Source organism: Ensifer sp. 38_S197 (assembly GCF_056924495.1).
Genome location: NZ_JBXOVZ010000001.1, coordinates 1,559,084 through 1,577,929 on the forward strand (window position 1 = coordinate 1,559,084; position 18,846 = coordinate 1,577,929).

An 18,846-nucleotide genomic window follows, 5' to 3' on the forward strand; every position below is an offset into this window, starting at 1 on the left:
GATCCCGGATGGCGCGATCAACACGTCCGTGCAACAGGCGCCATGTCACGGCTGTGATCTGCTAATTGTTATCGATCCTGACGGGAAGAGGTGATCCGGCACGGGCTCTGGGGTCCACAGCACTATCATGTTGACTTTTGTCATCATTGATGAATTATGTCAAAATAACCTTGCGAGAGACCAGTCATGCCGCCCCGTGCCACCGATCAGCTCATCCACAGGGCCGCATGGCTCTATTATGCGCATGGACTGCGCCAGGACGAAGTGGCCGATAGGCTCGATATTTCCCGCGCATCCGTCACGCTCTATCTGCGCAAGGCCCGTGAGATGGGTATGGTTACGATCGCGACCTCGACGGAACTCTTTTCTCACGATGTTCTTGCACGCGAGGTTGAGGATGCAATAGGCCTCACGAGCGCCTGGCTCGTGCCTGAGGACAAGGTCATCGATCCGGCCGCCGAGATGCCGGTTGTCGCGGCTTCAATCTTCCTCGAACTCATCAACAAGGGCGACCGTGTTGGCGTTGCCTGGGGCCGTACCGTCTACAACATCGCCGACGTCATGCCCTTTGCCGATTTGCGCGGCGTCACGGTGGTACAGCTCTGCGGCAACCTCGGCGCACCCTATTCCTACCGTCCCGACCAGTGCACCACTGAAATTGCCCGCCGCCTCAACGCGGAAGGCATAAACTTCTATGCGCCGCTCGTTCTTTCGTCAGAGCGGCTTGCGCAGGAGCTTCGCGGCGAACCTGTCATCAAGGAGCAGCTTGGCACTATCTCCGACTGTGGGCTCGCACTCTATTCCGTCGGTGGCATTGAGGATGACAGCCATCTCGTCAAGTGCGGTGCGCTTTCTTCAGCAGACATGCATGCGATGGGCGAAAAGGGTGCGGCCGGCGTGATCGCCGGGCAGCTCATCGATCGCGACGGTCAATGGATGGACTGCGAGCATAATCGCCGCTGCATCTCGGCCGACCTCGATTCCATTCGCGCAATCAAGAAGCGCATGCTGGTGGTGCAGGAGGACAGCAAGTTTGAACCGTTGATGGCGGCTCTGAAGGGCGGATTTGCTTCGCACCTCGTCGTCACGGAGTCGATGGCGCGGCGTGTGCTGGATCGCTGGAGCCGCGAAGGGCTTGGCAAGAGCGGCTCAGGCAAGGCCTGAGCTTCGTGTTTGGGTCCGCCGATACCGGCTGGCCGGTTTATCGGGAGGCTGAATATATGGAAAATCTATGGCGCGACGACGAGGCGGAAAAGGTCGTTGCGGGCTATCTGGCGAAGGGCATCAACCGCGATCTGGCGCTGCGCACCTATACGACGCGCCTGCTTGGCGGCGAGCCACGCCTCGTTCTGCACGGCGGCGGCAACACTTCGGTTAAGACCGAAATTACCGACCTCGTCGGCGACACGCACACTGTTCTCTGCGTCAAGGGCAGCGGCTGGGACATGGGCACGATCGAGCCGGCAGGATTGCCTGCCGTCAAGATCACCCCCTTGCTCAAGAGCCGCAAGCTCGAAAAGCTCTCTGACGAAGACATGGTGACGCTGTTGCGCGCCAATCTCATCGATCCCGCCTCTCCAAATCCGTCGGTGGAAGCGCTGCTGCACGCCTTCCTGCCGCACAAGTTTGTCGACCACACGCATTCGACCGCCATCCTCGCCATCGCCGACCAGGCGAAAAGCCGCGAGATGTGCGGCGAGCTCTTCGGCAAGAAGATGGGCTTCGTGCCCTACATCATGCCGGGATTTGCGCTCGCCAAGGCGGCGGCCGAAGTGTTCGATCGGGACCCGACGGTCGAAGGTCTGATCCTCGACAAGCACGGCATCTTCACCTTCGGCGAGACGGCCAAGGAAGCCTATGACCGCATGATCCACTATGTCGGCGTCGCCGAGGATCATGTTAAGGCGAAGGGGCGCAACCCGTTCACGCCGGCTGCCCTACCCGCCAACCTTCCGAGTGCAATAGACATTGCGCCGATGCTGCGCGGCGCCGTTGCCGTCGACAAGGGCGAGGGCCGCTATGAGCGGATGGTGAGCGTCTTCCGTTCCTCGCCTGAAATCCTCGACTTCGTCAACGCGGCGCAGGTTCAGGAGATGGCCGCCAGGGGCGTTTCAACGCCCGACCTTTCCATCCGTATCAAGACGGGTCCGATGGTGCTTCCGGCGACGGCCAAGGACGATCTCTCCAGCTACCGGGCCGTGATCGACGAGCGCGTCGCCGCCTTTGCCGCTGATTACACCGAGTATTTCCGCAGCAACGACGCCCGCGACGGCGTCAAGCGCATAATGCTCGATCCGATGCCGCGGCTGACGCTGGTGCCGGGGCTCGGCATGTTCGGCCATGGCCGGACCTACAAGGACGCGACGATTGCGGTCGATGTCGGCGAGATGTGGATCGAGGCGGCGCGCGACGCCGAGAGCGTCGGACGGTTCGAACCGGTGAGCCGTCCGGATCTTTTTGACCTCGAATACTGGTCGCTGGAACAAGCGAAGCTCGCCGGCGCCAAGCCGAAGCCGTTTACCGGCCAGGTCGCGCTCGTCACCGGCGGTGCCGGCGCCATTGGCGCGGCAATCGTCAAGGCCTTCGTTGCGGAAGGCGCCCATGCGGTCGTGCTCGATCTCGATGGAGAGAAAGCCGCCGCGGTCGCGAAATCCGCCGGCAACAATTCGATCGGCCTCGCCTGCGACATCACCGATCCCGCATCCGTTCGCGCCGCCTTCGACAAGGTGGTTGCGACCTTTGGCGGTGTCGACATCGTCGTCTCCAACGCTGGTGCTGCCTGGGAAAGCCCGATTGCCACGATGGACGATGCCCTGCTGCGCCGCAGCTTCGAATTGAACTTCTTCGCCCACCAATCGGTAGCGCAGAATGCCGTGCGTATCATGAAGGCCCAAAAGACCGGCGGCGTACTGCTCTTCAACGCTTCCAAGCAGGCGGTCAATCCGGGCGCAAAGTTCGGCGCCTACGGATTGCCGAAGGCGGCCACGCTGTTCCTGTCGCGGCAATATGCGCTCGAACACGGCGCCGACCATATTCGCGTCAATGCAGTCAATGCCGATCGCATCCGCTCGGGCCTGCTCAACGACGAAATGATCGCCAACAGAGCAGCGGCTCGCGGCCTCTCCGTCAAGGATTACATGGGCGGCAACCTGCTCGGCCTCGAAGTAACGGCGGAGGATGTGGCTCGCGCCTTCGTACACCACGCCCTCGCGGAGCGCACCACTGCGGACGTGACGACCGTGGATGGTGGCAATATCGCGGCAGCGATGCGCTGAGCGCCTTGGTCTTGGGATCGGAGTGCATGTAAATGTGCTCCGACCCCTCGCCGACCGGCAAGGGCAACTCGAACGGGCGGAAAATGAAGATCAGACAGACCATCGCAGGGGATGCTTCCCAGGCGAAAACCCGCCTTGGCCGATCCGACCCCACCGTGATGGCAACGGCCTATGAAAAGGACGGTTTGATCGTGGCGTTGCTTCTGATGACAAAGGCGAAACTCGACCTGCTGACCTCGAAAGCACTCTACTTGGTGGAACATGCGGGCGACGCGCGCGGCGTGGCTGGACGTTTGGTGAGCCGGACTCCGGGCGGATAAGCGAGGGGCTGGCGCATCGAAGCCATTTCGCCATCGACCCCGGTGCGCGCGGCAGGGTGTCGGCCGCCTGATCTTCAAAAAGTGCTGTCGCGCGGCGTCGGCGCAGGGCGTATCGCGTTTCCAGGCCTTTGCCAGCTTCAACGTCGAATCCTTCCACGCCGGTATGGGGCTGAAGCGGCTAACAATCGTGATGATCCCGATACCGGAGAATGTGCCCTTTCCCGTTGTGCTGATGGAGGGCCCGCGTCGAAGGTGTTCCATAACAAAAAGGGCGGCACACTCGCCGCCCCTTCCTCATTCCGCCGTTCGCAAAATCAGGGCTTCGGCATCCACGCCGGCATGGCAACCTCTGCATGGGCGAACTGGGGCAGCTTCACGCCGAGTTCCTCCATGTTCTTGATGTCCTGATCATTCAGGTCCTTCTGGGTGATCAGCGTCGGCGGCACGATGACCTGGCGGCCAGGATCTTCGCCGGCGAGAAGCATGGCGAGCGAACGAACCGATACCTGACCGACGACGGCCGGATTCGTGGCAGCAGTCGCGGTCCAGGCCGAACCAGATTCACGCATGGCTGCGATATCGGACGTCGAGATGTCGGCCGAGTAGATCTTCACGCTCGAGGAAAGCCCGGCCTCGTCGACCGCAATCTTCACACCCTTGGCGAATTCGTCGTAAGGCGCGAACATCACGGTGATGTCGGGCTTCGCCGAGATGACCGCGCGGGCCTGATTGGCGACCGAATTGGCAATCGGATTGTCCATCGTTCCGAACTGGGCGGCTTCCTCGATGCCGGAGTACTTCGCCTTGAATTCCTTCCACGTCTCATCGCGGCGATCGAGCGGCGCGATGCCGGCAACATAGACGTAACCGGCCTTGAAGCTCTCGCCGTTGTCCTTGACGGCCTGCTCGAGCGCAAGACGGGCGAGGTCTCGGTCGGACTGTTCGACCTGCGGGATCTTCTCGTTCTCGACGTTGACGTCGAAGGCGACAACCTTGATGCCGGCGTCAACGGCGCGCTGCGCGGCTTCCTTCATGGATTCCGTAAGCCCATGCTGGATGATGATGCCCTGCACGCCAAGCGCGATCGCCTGGTCGACCATGTCGGCCTGCAATGCGGCGTCCTGGCGGCTGTCGAAGACCTGGAGCTGCACGCCGAGCGCCTTGGCCTGGGCCTCGACACCGGCAAGGTAGGACTGGAAGAAGTCGCCGGTCGAAAGGTAGCGGACGAGCGCGATTTTCACGTCGCCCGGCTTGTCGAACGGCTTCGGCATGTCGGCGGCAAAGGACGGCACGCCGAATGCGGCCGTACCCAATAACCCGAGCGTCAACCCGCCCAGGCTTCTGCGAGTTATGTTCATGTCAGTCTCCTCCACTGGTGAACTTTTATTATCCGCCGAAGGACACTCCCTCAGCGTTTGCCTCTTTTAGAGAGCGCAAAGGTGAAGATCAGGGCGATGACGAGCACCGCGCCCTTGACGAAATCCTGCGTATAGTAGGGCGCATTCATCATCGTCAGACCCTGCAGAAGGATGCCGACGAAAAGCGCGCCGATGGCCGTACCGAAGGCGTTCGGCTTGGCGGCACCGAGGACTGCGAAGCCGATCAGCGCGGCGGCAACGGCATCGAGCAGCAGATTGTTGCCGGAGGCGATGTCGCCGCGGCCAAGACGGGCGGCAAGCAGGATACCGCCGATCGAGGCGAAGACGCCGGAGATGATGTAAGCCGAGATCTTGTAGGCATTGACCGGGGCGCCGGCGAGACCGGCAGCGCGCTCGTTGGAACCGACGGCATACATCATCCGGCCGAAACGCGTGTATTCGAGGAAGAACCAGATCAGGATCGCCAGCACGATCAGGACCACGACCGAGACCGGCACGAGATTGGGCAGAATGAAATCGAAGCGATGGCGGCCGAGTGCAAGGAAGGCCGGGCTGAAGGCGCCGTCAGCGACGGATCCGTCCGGCATCGTCATGCCGGTGGCGATCGAACGGCCTTCCGTCGGAATTCGTTGAAGGCCGAGCAGCAGGAACATCATGCCAAGCGTCGCCAGGAGATCCGGCACGCGCATGTAGACGATGATGATGCCGTTGACGAGACCGACCAGTACGCCGATCGCGAGGCAGACGAGCGTTGCCGTTACCGCATCCCCGTCCATGACCACCATCACATAGGATGAGGCCATCATCGCCGTCGTCGCAACGGAGCCGATCGAAAGGTCGAAACCGCCGACCACAAGCGTCGCGGTCACGCCCAGTGCCAGAATGCCAGTGATCGATACGGACTGTAGGATGAAGACAGCGCTTTGAGGCGAAGCGAACCCGCCGGTCACGAGCGAAAAATAGAGGACCAGCCCGGCCAGAAGCACCAGGAAGCCGTATTTGATCGCCGCCTCCCGGAAGCCCGACGCACTCGAAAGGACCGCAACCGGAGCTGCGGATTTGCTCTGTTCACTGCTCATGACGCATGCACCTGTTGATAGAATTGACCGGCGATCTCCGACAGCAGCCGCTCGACGTCGATGTCGGAGTTGCGATGTTCGCCAACGATCGTCTGTTCCGACATGACGAGGATGCGGTCGGCGACCTCGAAGGCTTCATCGAGTTCCGTCAGGAACAGGATTGTGGCCCGCCCGGCAGCGGACGCGCGCAGCTTCTCACCGATGTCGCGGCGGGCGGCGATGTCCACACCCTGGAAGGGTTCGTCGAGGATAAGAAGGCGCGAAGGCTCGGAAAGCCAGCGTGCGACCATCACCTTCTGCTGGTTTCCGCCCGAAAGCGTCTGCAACTCATCACGTTCGTTGCGGCAGACGACACCAAGAGATGCGATCTGCTGGCGCGCCTTGTTTTTTTCTGCCTGCCGGCTCGAAACGCCGAACCGGGAGAGCCGGCGCAGGAACGGCAGGCTGATGTTCTCGTAGATGTTGAAGTCAGGCACGATGCCGCTATCGCTCCGGTCCTTAGCAACGAGGAAGACGCCGCGGGCAATAGCCTGGCCGGTGCTCCTCGGTGCGTAGCCGGCACCGTCGAGAGCCATATCGCCGGCAAACGGTGCGCGCGCTCCAAACAAGGTTTCGGCGAGCGCCGTCTTGCCGACTCCCACGAGGCCGGTGACCGCAACAATTTCCCCATCGCCGAGGTCGAAATCAAACGGACGCGACTGTTCCGATAGCTTGAGACCGCGCACCTTGAAGATCGGCATACCGGCCTTGCGCAGGGCAACGGCGCCTGCCGAAACCTTGCGGCCGAGCATCGCGTTGACGGCGCCTTCGTAGTCAAGTTCCGGTCCCTCGAAACGGCCGCTAATGCGGCCGTCGCGGAGCGCGACGATGCTGTCAGCAAGTCGGCGGATGTCCGACATGCGGTGCGAAATATAGAGAATGGCGACGCCGCGGGCCTTCAACCGGTCGACGAGATCGAAAAGGCGGTCGGCCTCGGCGCTCGACAGCGATGAGGTCGGCTCGTCGAGGACCAGCACCTTCGGCTCATGCGCCATGGCGCGGGCGATCGCCACCATCTGGCGGTCTGCGAGCGTCAGGTCGTTGATGTTGGCGCCAAGATCGATCGCAAGGCCCATTCGGGAAGCAACCGCAGCCGCTTCCCGCCGCACGCGGCGGGGGTTGAAGAAGAGCCGTGCGCCACTTCCATTCAATCGATCGAGCGTGAGATTGGTCGCGACGTCGAGGTCGGCCACGACGCCGTCATTGATGTTCTGGTGCACCGTCACGACACCGGCGCGGATCGCCTCGGCGGGCGTCGCGGGCTCGAAGGACGCACCGGCCAGCACGATCGTGCCGGCATCCCGCGTGTAGACGCCACTCAAGATGCGCACGAGCGTGGACTTTCCAGCACCATTCGCGCCCATGAGGACGGTAACCGCTCCAGCCTTGAGGTCGAGATCCACACCTCTAAGCACAGGTACTGGCCCAAAGGATTTGCGCACGCCCTCAACGCGAAACACTGCCTGTTCGCTCATTCTCTCCTCCCGATGAAGGCAGGTTAAGACGGACTTCAGTCAAATGTCAAGGCCATTGACATTTGACTGAATGCCGCATTAGTTGTGCCTATACACGGCATGGCTGCGCGCAGTGGAGGCGGCGCCATGCGTTGGAGGAGGACGACATGGACAAGCAAGTCTTCGAGGCGCTGAGCGCCGAGACGTTGCCGTTGAAGCTCGGCGGCAATGCTGTGTTTCGGGAAAAGATCGGCGCGGATTCCACGTGCTGGGAGGTCAAGGAAGTCGGCGACGGCAACCTCAATCTCGTCTTCATCGTGACAGGCGACAAGGGCGCGGCAATCATCAAGCAGGCGCTTCCCTATGTGCGCCTCGTCGGTGAAAGCTGGCCTCTGCCGCTGAAACGTTCGTTCTTCGAATACCATGCGCTGGTGCGCCAAGCAGCGCGCGATCCGGGTCTCGTGCCGGAGATCTTCTTCTTCGATGAGGCGCAAGCCCTCATCGCGATGGAATACCTGACGCCGCACGTCATCCTCAGGCGTGCGCTGATCGACGGCCGGCAGCTGCCGAAGATTGGCCGCGATCTGGGCCTCTTTACCGCACGTACACTGTTTCGCGGCTCGGATCTTTCCATGGCGACACGCGAGAAGAAGGCCGACCTCGCACTTTTTGCCGACAACGCTGAACTGTGCGACATCACGGAAAACCTCGTTTTTTCCGATCCCTATTTCGAGGCCAAGCTCAATCGGCACACGACACCGCAGCTCGATCCGATCGTTGCGGCGCTTCGCGCCGACCGTGATCTCAAGGTCGAGGCACAGAGGTTGAAGCACCTCTTCTCGGCCAAGGCCGAGACACTTTGCCATGGAGACCTCCACACCGGCTCGGTGATGGTCACCGACGACGAGACCCGCGTCATCGATCCGGAATTCGCTTTCTACGGACCGATCAGCTTTGACGTCGGCATGCTGCTCGCCAATTTCTGGATGAGCTATTTCTCGCAAGGCGGGCACGAGAACGCAGCCAGCGCCCGGGACGGCATGCGTACCTATCTGCTCGATACGATCGAAGTGATCTGGGAGACTTTCCGTGCCGAATTCGCAAATCTGTGGCGGACGGAGCGCAAGGGCATTCTCTACCAGGCAAGCCTCTTTGAGGACCGTAACGATCCCTTCGGCGCAGAACAGGCGCTTGAGATCGTCATGGACGAGATCTGGCGAGAGATGCTCGGTTTCGCCGGCGTCGAGATGCACCGCCGCATCCTGGGCCTCGCCCACAACGCCGATTTCGAAGCCATCGCCGACCCCGACCGTCGTGCCGCCTGCGAAACCAAGGCGCTGAAGCTCGGGCGTCACCTCGCCGTCAACCGGCATCATATCCATGGCCTCAAGGACATCCGCGCAGTCGCGGAACGCCTTCAGAAGGAGACACTCGCGTGAAAGTCGGAGAACGCCACTACCATACGATCTGGCTCAACGAGGACGGCCGGTCCGTCGACATCATCGATCAGCGCTGGCTGCCGCACGAATTTCGCGTCGTGACCTTGGAAACCGTCGCGGATGTGGCCGTTGCCATTCACGACATGTGGGTGCGCGGCGCACCGCTGATCGGCGTCACTGCCGCCTATGGCATTGCGATCGCCATGGCGAACGATCCCTCGGACGCCCATCTCGACGCGGTCTGGGAAGAGCTCAATGAAACCCGCCCGACCGCGATCAACCTGCGCTGGGCCTTGAACGCCATGCGCGATCACCTCCGTCCACTGCCGGAAAACGAGCGCGCCAAGGCGGCCTATGAACGCGCCGCGGAGATCGCTGCGGAAGACATCGAACTCAACCGCGCCATCGGTGCAAACGGCTTGAAGATCATCCGCGAGATCGCGGCCAAAAAGGGCCCCGGCGAACCCGTCCGTATCCTCACCCATTGCAATGCCGGCTGGCTCGCGACCGTCGACTATGGCACTGCGACGGCGCCGATCTACATGGCGGTCGAAGAAGGCATTCCGGTGCATGTCTATGTCGACGAGACTCGACCGCGCAATCAGGGCGCCTACCTCACCGCCTGGGAAATGAACGGTCACGGTGTGCCACATACGCTCATCGTCGACAATGCCGGCGGGCACCTGATGCAGCACGGCGACGTCGATATGGTGATCGTCGGCACTGACCGGACAACAGCCAATGGCGATGTTTGCAACAAGATCGGCACCTATCTGAAGGCCCTTGCCGCGCGTGACAATGACGTACCCTTCTACGTTGCCCTTCCCTCTCCCACGATCGACTGGACGGTTCATGACGGGGTCAAGGAAATTCCGATCGAGGAGCGGACCGCCGACGAAGTGAGCTTCGTCCAGGGGCGCGCCGCTGACGGAACGATTGCCAGCGTGCGCATCGCGCCGGAAGGCAGCCCCGCGGCAAACCCGGCCTTCGATGTCACGCCGGCCCGCCTCATCACCGGCCTCATCACCGAGCGCGGCATCGCGACGCCGTCGCCTGAAGGCCTGAGGGCGCTTTTCCCGGAACGGAGCGAGAGACGATGACCCTTTCGAACCGGAATTCCACCGAGGATATCGCGCTCGGCATTCGTCGGCGCGTCTTCTTCCACACCATGAAGAACAATGGCGGCTATCTCAGCCAGGCTTGTTCGGCCGCGGAGAGTCTTGCGCTGCTCTATAACGAGCTCTTGACATTGGGCGCGCCAACGCTGCCGAAGGTGCCGCTGCCTTTCCGTGGTGTGCCTTCAGCCCACAATCCCGATGCTTTCACCGGCGCCGGCTATCATGGATCGGTCGGTCCGCAATTCGACCGCTTCTTCATCTCGCCCGCCCACTATGCGCTCGTCATCTATTCGGCGCTGATCGAAATGGGGCGCATGGACGAACACGCGCTCGATCACTTCAACAAGGACGGCAGCTCGGTTGAAATGATCGGCGCCGAACACAGCCCCGGAATGGAAGTGACGACCGGCTCGCTCGCGCAGGGTCTTTCCATGGCGTCCGGTGTCGCCTTTGCGCGATTGCAAAAAAGTGAGCCGGGCAAGGTCTGGGTCTACATGTCGGACGGGGAATTCCAGGAGGGACAGACCTGGGAATGCCTTGCCGCGATGGCCCATCACCGCATCGACAACATCCGCGTCATCGTCGATGTGAACCGCCAGCAATGCGACGGCGCGATGTCTTCCGTGTTGGACCTTGGCGATCTCGAAGCTCGCATCAGCGCCTTCGGCGTCACCTGCCGATCAGTGGACGGCCACGACCTCGGCGCGCTTAGAATGGCGGCCGCGAGTGCCGAACCTGGCAAGCCATTGGTCATTCTCGCCAATACGTCGCCCTATCAGGGCATGGATTTCCTCAAGAAACGCTTCCCGCGCCTTCACTACGTCCGCTTCAAAAGTGCTGAGGAGCGGCTCGAAATGCAGGCGGCGCTGGCAGCCGAACTCGGCGTCGACATCGAAACAATGGAAGAGGCCTGAACATGGTCGAGATCGTCAATCGTCCCTACGCCAGGGCATTCGAGACCTTTGCCACCGCTCGGCCCGAGGTCATCTGCCTATCGGCCGATCTGACCTCCTCCTGCGAAGTCGACGGCTTCCGCGACCGGCATCCGATGCAGTTCCTCTCGCTTGGCATGGCCGAGCAGAACATGCTGTCCTTCGCCGGCGGGCTTGCGATGGAGGGCTACCGGCCGTTCATCCACACCTTCTCGGTCTTCCTTTACCGCCGTCCCTACGACCAGCTCATCAACTCCATCGCCTATTCCAATCGCAAGGTACGGCTAATGGGGTTCCTGCCGGGTATCACCACCCCCGGCGGCATCACCCACCAGGCGATCGAGGACGTTGCGGTTCTACGGGCCGTGCCCAACATGACGATCCTCGAGACCGGCGACGCGACCGAGGTGGAAACGGTGCTCGAAGTGGCCGACAGCATCGAGGGGCCGGTCTATGTCCGCGTGCTTCGCGGCGAGGTGCCCCGTCTCTTCTCGACACCTTTCGAGTTCAACAAGCTGCGCGTCCTGTCCGAAGGCGACGACATTCTCGTCGTATCCTCAGGGGTCTGCACGGAAGAAGCGTTGCGCGCCATCCAGCCTCTCGAAGCGCATGGGATCGGCATCTCCCACCTCCACGCTTCGACCCTGAAACCCTTCGACCGCGAGGGCCTGCTGAAAGCTGCGCGCGGCAAGAAGGGGATCGTCACGCTGGAAAATCACACCATCGTCGGTGGCCTTGGCTCGCTGGTTGCGGAAATCCTTGCTGAAGAGGGCCTGGGTGTCCGCCTGAAGCGCCTGGGCCTCCATGATACCTTCGCGCATGGCGCCTCCAAGCCTTACCTCATGAAGAAATATGGGCTCGACGCAGGGGCACTCGTCGCCGCGATCAGCGACCTCATAGGCAAGCCGCTTGTGATCACCGAGGATGAACTGGTGGAGGTCCGGATCGACCATGTTCATTCGGCGCAAAAAGCGGAGGCGCTCTAGTGGCTCCGCGTTTCACCGTCACCTATTTCATCCGCGCCCAGGACGCCGCTGAGGCCAAGGCGCGCGCGCTCGACATCGCGCTTGAGCAGACCGTCGAGATCCCGCGCAATGCGGTTCCGAAAGGCTACGTTGAAGACGAGATCCTCGGCCGGCTAGAAGCGCTTGAAAAGGATCTAAACGGCCGCGAAGGCTACCTCGCCTCCATCTCCTATTCAGAGGATGATGTCGGGGGCGACTTCCTTCAGTTTTTGAACATCGTCTTCGGCAACAGCTCCATCAAGCCCGGTCTCAGGGTCGAAGATATTCTTCCCTCACCCGGAATCCTCGAGCTCTGCAAGGGCCCTCGCCACGGCATCGCAGGGCTGCGCGCCCGGGCAGGCATTGGCGAAAGCCCGCTGCTCATGTCGGCGATCAAACCCGTCGGGCTTTCGACGTCGGCGCTCGCCCGCCTTGCCGGTGATTTTGCGCTCGGCGGCATGCACTTCATCAAGGACGATCACGGCCTTGTCGACCAGAAGACGGCGCCCTTTGCCGAACGGTTGAAAGCCTGCGTCGAAGTGGTCGGGGAAGCGAACTCCAAAAGCGGGGGCAAGGCGAGCTTTGTGCCGAATGTCACGGGGCCGGCGAATGCCGTACTTGACCGGGCGAAAGAAGCCCAGACGGCTGGTGCCGGCGCGGTGATGGTGGCGCCGGCGCTGGCCGGCTACGACGTCATTCGCACGCTTGCGGCCGATCCGGAATTCGCGCTCCCCATCGTCACGCACCCGGCTTTCTCCGGTACAAACGTGGTCTCACCCGATGGCGGCTTCTCTCACCGGGCCTACTTCGGCACTCTGCATCGCCTCATGGGTGCGGACGCGGTGATCTACCCGAATTTCGGCGGGCGCTTCGGCTTCACGCGCAAGGAGTGCCTATCGATTGCTAGGGCGTGTGCCGCTGACATGGGTGGGCCGAAGGCAATCGTAGCCGCGCCCGGCGGCGGCATGACGTTTGAGTGTGTACCGGAGATGCGCGAAGCCTACGGACGGGACGTAATGTATCTTGTCGGAGGTGCGCTGCTCCAAGAGTCCAACCTGGTTGACGCGTGTCGCCGTTTGGTCGCCGCGGTCGATCCTGAGGGGACTGATTGAACGCGAGCCGGGTTGAGAATAGAACATCGCGACGAGTGAAAGCAGGAGCTGACGCGGATGGTGGAGCGTCCGTCCTGAAATTGGCGCCTGAACAAAGGCTTTTGTCTTGCCGAAGACGTGGCCCGAGCAGGCCTGGAGTCGTATCCGGCGAGCATTGCTGTTATCTCTGTATCAGTCGCGCCGGCAATCTCCCGTTTCCGTTTTCATTGATGGCGCCTATATTCGCGCGGTTCCCGGTTGTCAAAGCTGGCATTTCGAGATGGCGATGGGACGCGTTGTTGCGCAAGGCCAAGCACCGCGTCAGTTTGCCGGTGGGCCGAATATCGCTACCGGCAAACACGATATCGTTCGCGCGGCGATGCGCGCGCAAGCATGTCTGCCTGGCCCAGATGTCACTGTCTTTAGCGACGGAGAGATCGGGCTGCAGAGCATCGTCCTTAGCGCAACACGCCAGCCCGTCACGCATATTCTCGACTGGTTTCATCTATCGATGCGGCTGCGGCACATTGGGCAGGCCTGGGAGGGCGCCAGGCATCTGCAAAATCTGGATGTCTATCTGCGAAACGTCGCGGTCCACGCGTCCAGGCTCGGCATCTCCTCTGGAGCGGATATGTCCGAGAGGCAAGCGAAGCCGTGAAGTAGATGCTCGTCCCATTGGATCAGCATCCCGGATTTCGCGACGCCCCCAGCAAAATCAGGCGCCTATACGAGCTGATCAACAATCTTGGCACCTACCTGGGGCAGAACGCAGCTTCGATCGTCAACTACTGTCGGCGCTACTGGTCCGGTCAGCCGATAATCCAGTTCGCCGGCTGAAAGTGCCGCCAATAGCCTCGTCAATGCCCGTATGAGTAAGAAGCGGCAAATGCGTTGGACACCGATCGGCGCTCATCGGGTTCCTCAAGTCCGAGCCGCCGTCGCGGACGGCCGTCTCAAACAGGCAAAACTCAATCTCGCAACCTAACCCCCAGCTTTTTCCCACTCCCGGCGGGAACCGGCCGTTCGTCGCGAAGACGAGGCCATTTCCTTTCCAAGCTAGGGCCAACGGTCTGGCCGCGATCGAAGAAATCCTCGGCCGTCGCCCTGATTGCGGGCCGGCGGGCTCGCAATCGGCATGGCTGGTCCAATCGAAGCCTTCAAGGTCTGCGGGTCCAAGGTAAGACCGTAACCGTTAAGCTTCAGTTAACCCGCTGGCGGTGCGCACATCAGAACCATTCGACTCCAACTTGTATCGTCAGCATTGCGAGGTACCGCCCGCAACGTCGCGAACTAGGCAATAAATCTGGCACGGGAGAGGAAACAAGTGTAGCTTCGGAGCTTAGGAGGCTGGGAGTTCCGCCTCTACCGACGCAAATAGCGAAGCCTTCTACACCTTAGGGAGAGGTGGTTATGGAAGCAGTTCGCGTAGAGCGGCGGCTGGTGGCGATCCTTGCCGTCGACATTGTTGGTTATTCACGACTCATCGAAGCCGACGAGGCCCGGACCCTAGCAGCGATCAAGGCATGGCGTTCCGAGATCTTCGATCCCTTCATGGAGGAATATCACGGACGCATCGTGAAACTCATGGGCGATGGTGCGATCGTGGAGTTTGGCTCCGTCGTCGATGCCGTGGCTTGCGCGGTCGCGTCACAAAACAAGGCCGCGGCACGTCAAGGGGATGTTCCAATCCAGCGCCGACTTCTCCTCCGCATGGGCATCAATCTCGGCGATGTCGTTGTCGACGGGGATGATTTGCTTGGCGATGGCGTCAACGTCGCGGCGCGCCTTGAACAGATGTGTGAACCGGGAGGCCTGTTCGTATCCGGCACTGCTTTCGATCACTTGCAGGGCAAATTCGAATTGCCACTGGAGTTTATCGGCGAGCAGCATGTGAAGAACATCCAGCGGCCCGTCCGTGTCTACCGGGTGAGGTTCGAGGGAAATGCACGGTTTCGGCGCTTCAACCGCAAGAGCTTCGGCCAGTGGAAAATCCCGGCAGCTTTGGTCCTCGTGCTCCTGGTAGGTGTTCCGGTAGCGTGGCTGGCACAGAGGCGCGAGAGTGCCGATGCGGCGTCCGTTGCGCGGATGGCCTTTCCGCTACCCCAATCGCCCTCGATCGCCGTTCTGCCATTCGACAATCTGAGCTCCGATGCGGGGCAGGGCTATTTCGCCGACGGAATGACCGACGACTTGATCACCGAACTTTCGAAACTCTCCGGCATCTTCGTGATCGCGCGCAACTCGACCTTCACCTACAAGGGCAGGCCCACTAAGGTACAGCAGGTGGCCGAGGATCTGGGCGTCCATTACATCCTGCAGGGCAGCGTGCGCAGAGAAGGAAACCATGTTCGGATCAATGCCCAGTTGATCGATGCGATCGACGGACACCACCTCTGGGCTGAGCGCTATGATGGTGAAATGAGCGGCGTGTTCGAGCTGCAGGATAGGGTGATCGGTCAGATCGTGTCGACGCTCTCCGTAAAGCTGACGAATGCCGAACAAAACGTCGCAGCGATACCTGAAACGGAGAATCCGCAAGCCTACGACACTTTATTGCGGGGCTGGGAGCATCTTCGTCGGGACAGCGAGGCGGAAACAGTCAGGGCCACTGCGTTCTTCCAGAAGGCCATAGTCATCGATCCGAACTATAGCCGCGCCTATGCATCGCTGGCGGCAGCAAACTGGCGGGCGAGCGTCTTATCTTGGAATTTTTCCCGCAGGGAGAGCGCCTCCAGGAACCTGACCAGAAATCTTGCCAAGGCCATGGAGAAACCAACGCCGCTTGCCTATGCGATATCGGCGCAATTGCTTGCGCAGCAGGGGCGCTATGATGAGGCATTCGCTGCCATCGACCGGGCGATGAAGCTTGCGCCGAATGATCCCGACAATCATGTCAGAATGGCGCAGATACTTAATGCGACGGGACACGCGGCGGAGGCGGAACAGCAGGCCCGCCTGGCGATGAGGCTTGATCCCCATCCCACGCAGGCAACGCTGCGCATGCTGGCAATCTCGCTTTTCTCCCAGGGAAAATACGACGAAGCCGTGGACACCTTTGAACGCCTGGTCGAAAGGAATTCCGACCTGTTGGCGGATTACGCGACTCTGATTGCGAGCTATGGACACCTCGGACGCATCGACGGCATTCGGGCGCTTGTCGACAAGTACAACAAGTTAGCTATGTCTTCTTTAGGCGATCCGCTCACCGTCCAGGAGAGCGGGTTCAGTTGGTATGGTAGCGTGCTCAGCTACCACAGGCCTTACATTGCGCGCCTGCAGGAAGGGCTCCGAAAGGCCGGATTGCCTGAGGGGGCAGGCACAGACCTCGCCCTTGACGATTACGTGAAGTTCTTGACGCTGAGGAAAGGCGAACTCAGTATCGACAGAACGATAAAGGTCGATGTGATAGAAGCAAAGGCGCTCCTCGCACGTGGAGTGCCCTTCATCGATGTGCGGGCTCCGCTCAACTATGACAATGGCCATATCCCCAAGGCCGTCAACCTATCGCTCGTGACCGGCCTATCCAAGGAAAGCCTTGCCAAGGTAGCGCGGAAGGAAGGCGAGGTCGCCTTCTATTGTCAGGGCAAGAGTTGCACCTATGCAGCCTACGCGTCGGCCAAGGCGATCGCCTGGGGTTACACACACATCTACTATTTTGCCGGCGGTTATTTGGAGTGGGACGACGAGGACTATCCAGTTGTGATTGAGGTCAGGAGGTCGCTTGGGGTACAATAGTCACATAAAACCAAAGCCCCGAAAACGTGCGCCGGCTTGATCTTCGGGGGATCTCCTCCGGCCTGCCGAGGGCGTGCAGCCCAGGTTCTTGAAGGTTCTCGGCAGCGTCGTGCTGTTCTTCTGTCATATTCCGCGCCTCTCTTTATCGCGGCGATCTATCATCCGCATCGAGCTCCGCGTCAACGTGATTTCGGTGCGTGGCTTTGAAGGTTCGATGAGACGATCTCACGCAATCAGGGCAAATGCCGAACCCTGGACCGAGCGACCATGTCATTTTCGTTTGCCTGCGCGTCCATAGCGGCATCAACGGAAAATGACACGACCAGCGGCCTACGCTCTTTAGTCGGCAAAAAAAAACGTGATGCCATTCGGACTTCGTCTCGACGTGGCTGCCTTAAGTACCCGCTCTTCATTTCGACACCTCACGGTTTGCGTGCTCGAATGCGCATCCAATAGGGCCAGATATGCCACAGTCCAAACAGAACCATCGCAGTCGCGATTGCCGTAATGTTGGCGAATGCCGTCACTGGCAAGCCGCGGATTCGGCATTGCGGCGCGGTCTCGTTGTTGAAGGGAAAGCGAACGATCTTGCCAATTTTTGCCAAAGCCGGTATGGTCACTTTGCATGAGCACAATGAACATTTCCCTGCCGGACCATCTTAAGAGCTTCGTCGATGAGCAAGTCGCCGGACGGGGTTATGGGACAAGTAGTGAGTATATTCGGGAGTTGATACGTCGAGATCAAGATCGCCTCGCGTTACGAAGGCTGTTGATTGACGGAGCCTCGTCCGCACCAACTGAGCCGATCGACGCGGAATATTTCACCAGTCTGCGCGATCGAGTTCGTGGTCAGCACAGCAAGTGAATAATAAGACTGTTATCCCGCGGCAGTTGGCGCGCAGCGACGTCGAGGCGGCCATTGACTATTATGCACGCGAAGCAGGAACCGAGGTCGCCCTCGGATTTATTGACGCACTTCAAGCGGCGTACGCTTTGATCGCAAGCCATCCGGAGGCCGGATCGTTGCGGTATGCATACGAATTGGGATTGCCTGACCTGCGGAGCGTCTCTTTGAAGCGATATCCCTATCTCGTTTTCTATCGCGACCAGCCAGATCATGTCGATGTGTGGCGCGTGCTACATGCCAAGCAAGACATTCCGCAATGGATGCTGGAGCCGAACAATCACTGACCGCTTGGACATTCCCATCGAAGCTATTGGTGGGCCATGGTTCGTATTCACTCAAGGCGGAAGATTTGCTGGTCGGGTTTGGTTTGGCGAGGTGCGCTGCAATCTAACGGGGGCGGAAGCGGAGCCATTCCTTGAAGAAGGATCCTCGATCGACTTTCTCTCCCACCTCAGACAGATATGCGTCGTAGCCGAACAAGGGATATTGGCTCAAGTCCTTGCCATCGAACCGCGCTATAAAGTCTTCAAGGTCGGCCTGGACGGGGCGACGATTGTGGGCGGATGCTGCGGTATCGGGCCGGAACACATCGATGCTATCCGCAGCCTTCGCCAGAACCGCGAAGCCGCCCGAAGGCACAATTAGCTCAGTAAATCAGCGCGAGACTTCTCCATCCGACGCTATGAAGAGCAGAGAGCCTAAGGGAGTTAGGTCCGGGAAAACGACTGGTCGAGTGTGTTTTCAGGCGTCTAGTGCCGACACTCCTCGGCGCCTTTCGCAGAATCGCAAATCGTGGTGCGCGTGAGGCACTTCGGCGCTTTGGATGCACTCACTCGCATCGAAATGCACCGCCTGCTGGAGCGGACGATGAGAAGCCTGCAAAGGCGGCGGCTGGCAGATATGCACCTGAGCGGAGTTAGAAAATTCCGAACTCAGCGTTCATGGGCGTTGTCTAAGCGACTGTCGCACCGAAGGTTTCTTGCTGGTTCTCGTGCTGTGCTGCCAGGGTCGCACAATGTATCGACTGAAATGGCCATCTTAGGTATCGCAAGCATTCTAGCGGTGCAAAGCTAC

General features: G+C 60.5%; 14 protein-coding genes and 3 pseudogenes. 14 read left to right on the plus strand and 3 right to left on the minus strand.

Going from position 1 to position 18,846, the window contains the following annotated elements:
* The first annotated feature begins 186 nt into the window (after positions 1-186).
* The 3 genes from AC1Z3V_RS07315 (at position 187) to AC1Z3V_RS07325 (ending at position 3,595) form a co-directional block, all read left to right on the plus strand.
* A complete protein-coding gene (locus AC1Z3V_RS07315) occupies positions 187-1,164 on the plus strand; it encodes a sugar-binding transcriptional regulator (RefSeq protein ID WP_429809184.1) in 978 nt (325 codons plus the stop codon).
* Between the two features lie 56 nt (positions 1,165-1,220).
* Positions 1,221-3,275, plus strand: coding sequence for a bifunctional aldolase/short-chain dehydrogenase (locus AC1Z3V_RS07320; RefSeq protein WP_483498101.1), 2,055 nt, complete (start codon positions 1,221-1,223; stop codon positions 3,273-3,275).
* An 83-nt stretch (positions 3,276-3,358) separates the two neighbouring features.
* On the plus strand, positions 3,359-3,595 hold the full coding sequence (locus tag AC1Z3V_RS07325; RefSeq protein ID WP_483498103.1) for a hypothetical protein: 237 nt from the start codon (positions 3,359-3,361) through the stop codon (positions 3,593-3,595).
* Between the two features lie 314 nt (positions 3,596-3,909).
* On the opposite strand, the gene AC1Z3V_RS07330 is transcribed toward AC1Z3V_RS07325, so the two are convergent.
* The 3 genes from AC1Z3V_RS07330 to AC1Z3V_RS07340 are packed head-to-tail and all read right to left on the minus strand — an operon-like array spanning position 3,910 to position 7,567.
* Entirely contained in the window at positions 3,910-4,953 is a 1,044-nt protein-coding gene (locus AC1Z3V_RS07330) for a substrate-binding domain-containing protein (protein ID WP_483498105.1), read from the minus strand.
* Between the two features lie 50 nt (positions 4,954-5,003).
* Positions 5,004-6,053 carry an ABC transporter permease gene (locus tag AC1Z3V_RS07335; protein ID WP_483498107.1) on the minus strand — a complete coding sequence of 350 codons (1,050 nt, stop codon included), beginning with the start codon at positions 6,051-6,053 and terminating at the stop codon, positions 5,004-5,006.
* Positions 6,050-7,567: a sugar ABC transporter ATP-binding protein gene (locus AC1Z3V_RS07340; RefSeq protein ID WP_483498109.1), complete on the minus strand. Its 1,518-nt coding sequence runs from the start codon at positions 7,565-7,567 to the stop codon at positions 6,050-6,052. Before AC1Z3V_RS07340 ends, AC1Z3V_RS07335 begins: the two co-directional genes overlap by 4 nt.
* 146 nt (positions 7,568-7,713) lie before the next feature.
* On the opposite strand from AC1Z3V_RS07340, the gene mtnK reads away from it, so the two are divergent.
* The 11 genes and pseudogenes from mtnK to AC1Z3V_RS07395 all read left to right on the plus strand — a co-directional run bounded on the left by mtnK (position 7,714) and on the right by AC1Z3V_RS07395 (position 18,417).
* Positions 7,714-8,985, plus strand: coding sequence for an S-methyl-5-thioribose kinase (gene mtnK / locus AC1Z3V_RS07345; protein WP_483498111.1), 1,272 nt, complete (start codon positions 7,714-7,716; stop codon positions 8,983-8,985).
* Positions 8,982-10,085, plus strand: coding sequence for an S-methyl-5-thioribose-1-phosphate isomerase (mtnA, locus tag AC1Z3V_RS07350; RefSeq protein ID WP_483498113.1), 1,104 nt, complete (start codon positions 8,982-8,984; stop codon positions 10,083-10,085). The genes mtnK and mtnA overlap by 4 nt, the downstream gene beginning before the upstream one ends.
* Positions 10,082-11,017: a transketolase gene (locus AC1Z3V_RS07355; RefSeq protein ID WP_483498115.1), complete on the plus strand. Its 936-nt coding sequence runs from the start codon at positions 10,082-10,084 to the stop codon at positions 11,015-11,017. The genes mtnA and AC1Z3V_RS07355 overlap by 4 nt, the downstream gene beginning before the upstream one ends.
* A 2-nt stretch (positions 11,018-11,019) precedes the next feature.
* The gene (locus AC1Z3V_RS07360; RefSeq protein WP_429809200.1) at positions 11,020-12,021 is read left to right on the plus strand and encodes a transketolase family protein; all 1,002 of its coding nucleotides are present in this window, start codon (positions 11,020-11,022) and stop codon (positions 12,019-12,021) included.
* A complete protein-coding gene (locus tag AC1Z3V_RS07365) occupies positions 12,021-13,151 on the plus strand; it encodes a RuBisCO large subunit C-terminal-like domain-containing protein (protein ID WP_483498116.1) in 1,131 nt (376 codons plus the stop codon). The genes AC1Z3V_RS07360 and AC1Z3V_RS07365 overlap by 1 nt, the downstream gene beginning before the upstream one ends.
* Positions 13,152-13,335: 184 nt before the next feature.
* Positions 13,336-14,115 (plus strand): annotated as a pseudogene (locus tag AC1Z3V_RS07370) (hypothetical protein); the annotation flags it as partial.
* 106 nt (positions 14,116-14,221) lie between these two features.
* Positions 14,222-14,357 (plus strand): annotated as a pseudogene (locus AC1Z3V_RS07375) (transposase family protein); the annotation flags it as partial.
* Positions 14,358-14,540: 183 nt separating this feature from the next.
* Entirely contained in the window at positions 14,541-16,865 is a 2,325-nt protein-coding gene (locus tag AC1Z3V_RS07380) for a rhodanese-like domain-containing protein (RefSeq protein WP_483498117.1), read from the plus strand.
* Positions 16,866-17,453: 588 nt separating this feature from the next.
* A pseudogene (locus tag AC1Z3V_RS07385) lies at positions 17,454-17,730 on the plus strand (type II toxin-antitoxin system ParD family antitoxin).
* Positions 17,727-18,056 (plus strand): type II toxin-antitoxin system RelE/ParE family toxin, encoded by a 330-nt coding sequence (locus AC1Z3V_RS07390; RefSeq protein WP_483498118.1) that lies wholly within the window; start codon positions 17,727-17,729, stop codon positions 18,054-18,056. Before AC1Z3V_RS07385 ends, AC1Z3V_RS07390 begins: the two are co-directional and overlap by 4 nt.
* Positions 18,057-18,060: 4 nt before the next feature.
* Positions 18,061-18,417: a homocysteine S-methyltransferase family protein gene (locus AC1Z3V_RS07395; protein ID WP_483498119.1), complete on the plus strand. Its 357-nt coding sequence runs from the start codon at positions 18,061-18,063 to the stop codon at positions 18,415-18,417.
* The last annotated feature ends 429 nt before the right edge of the window (positions 18,418-18,846 follow it).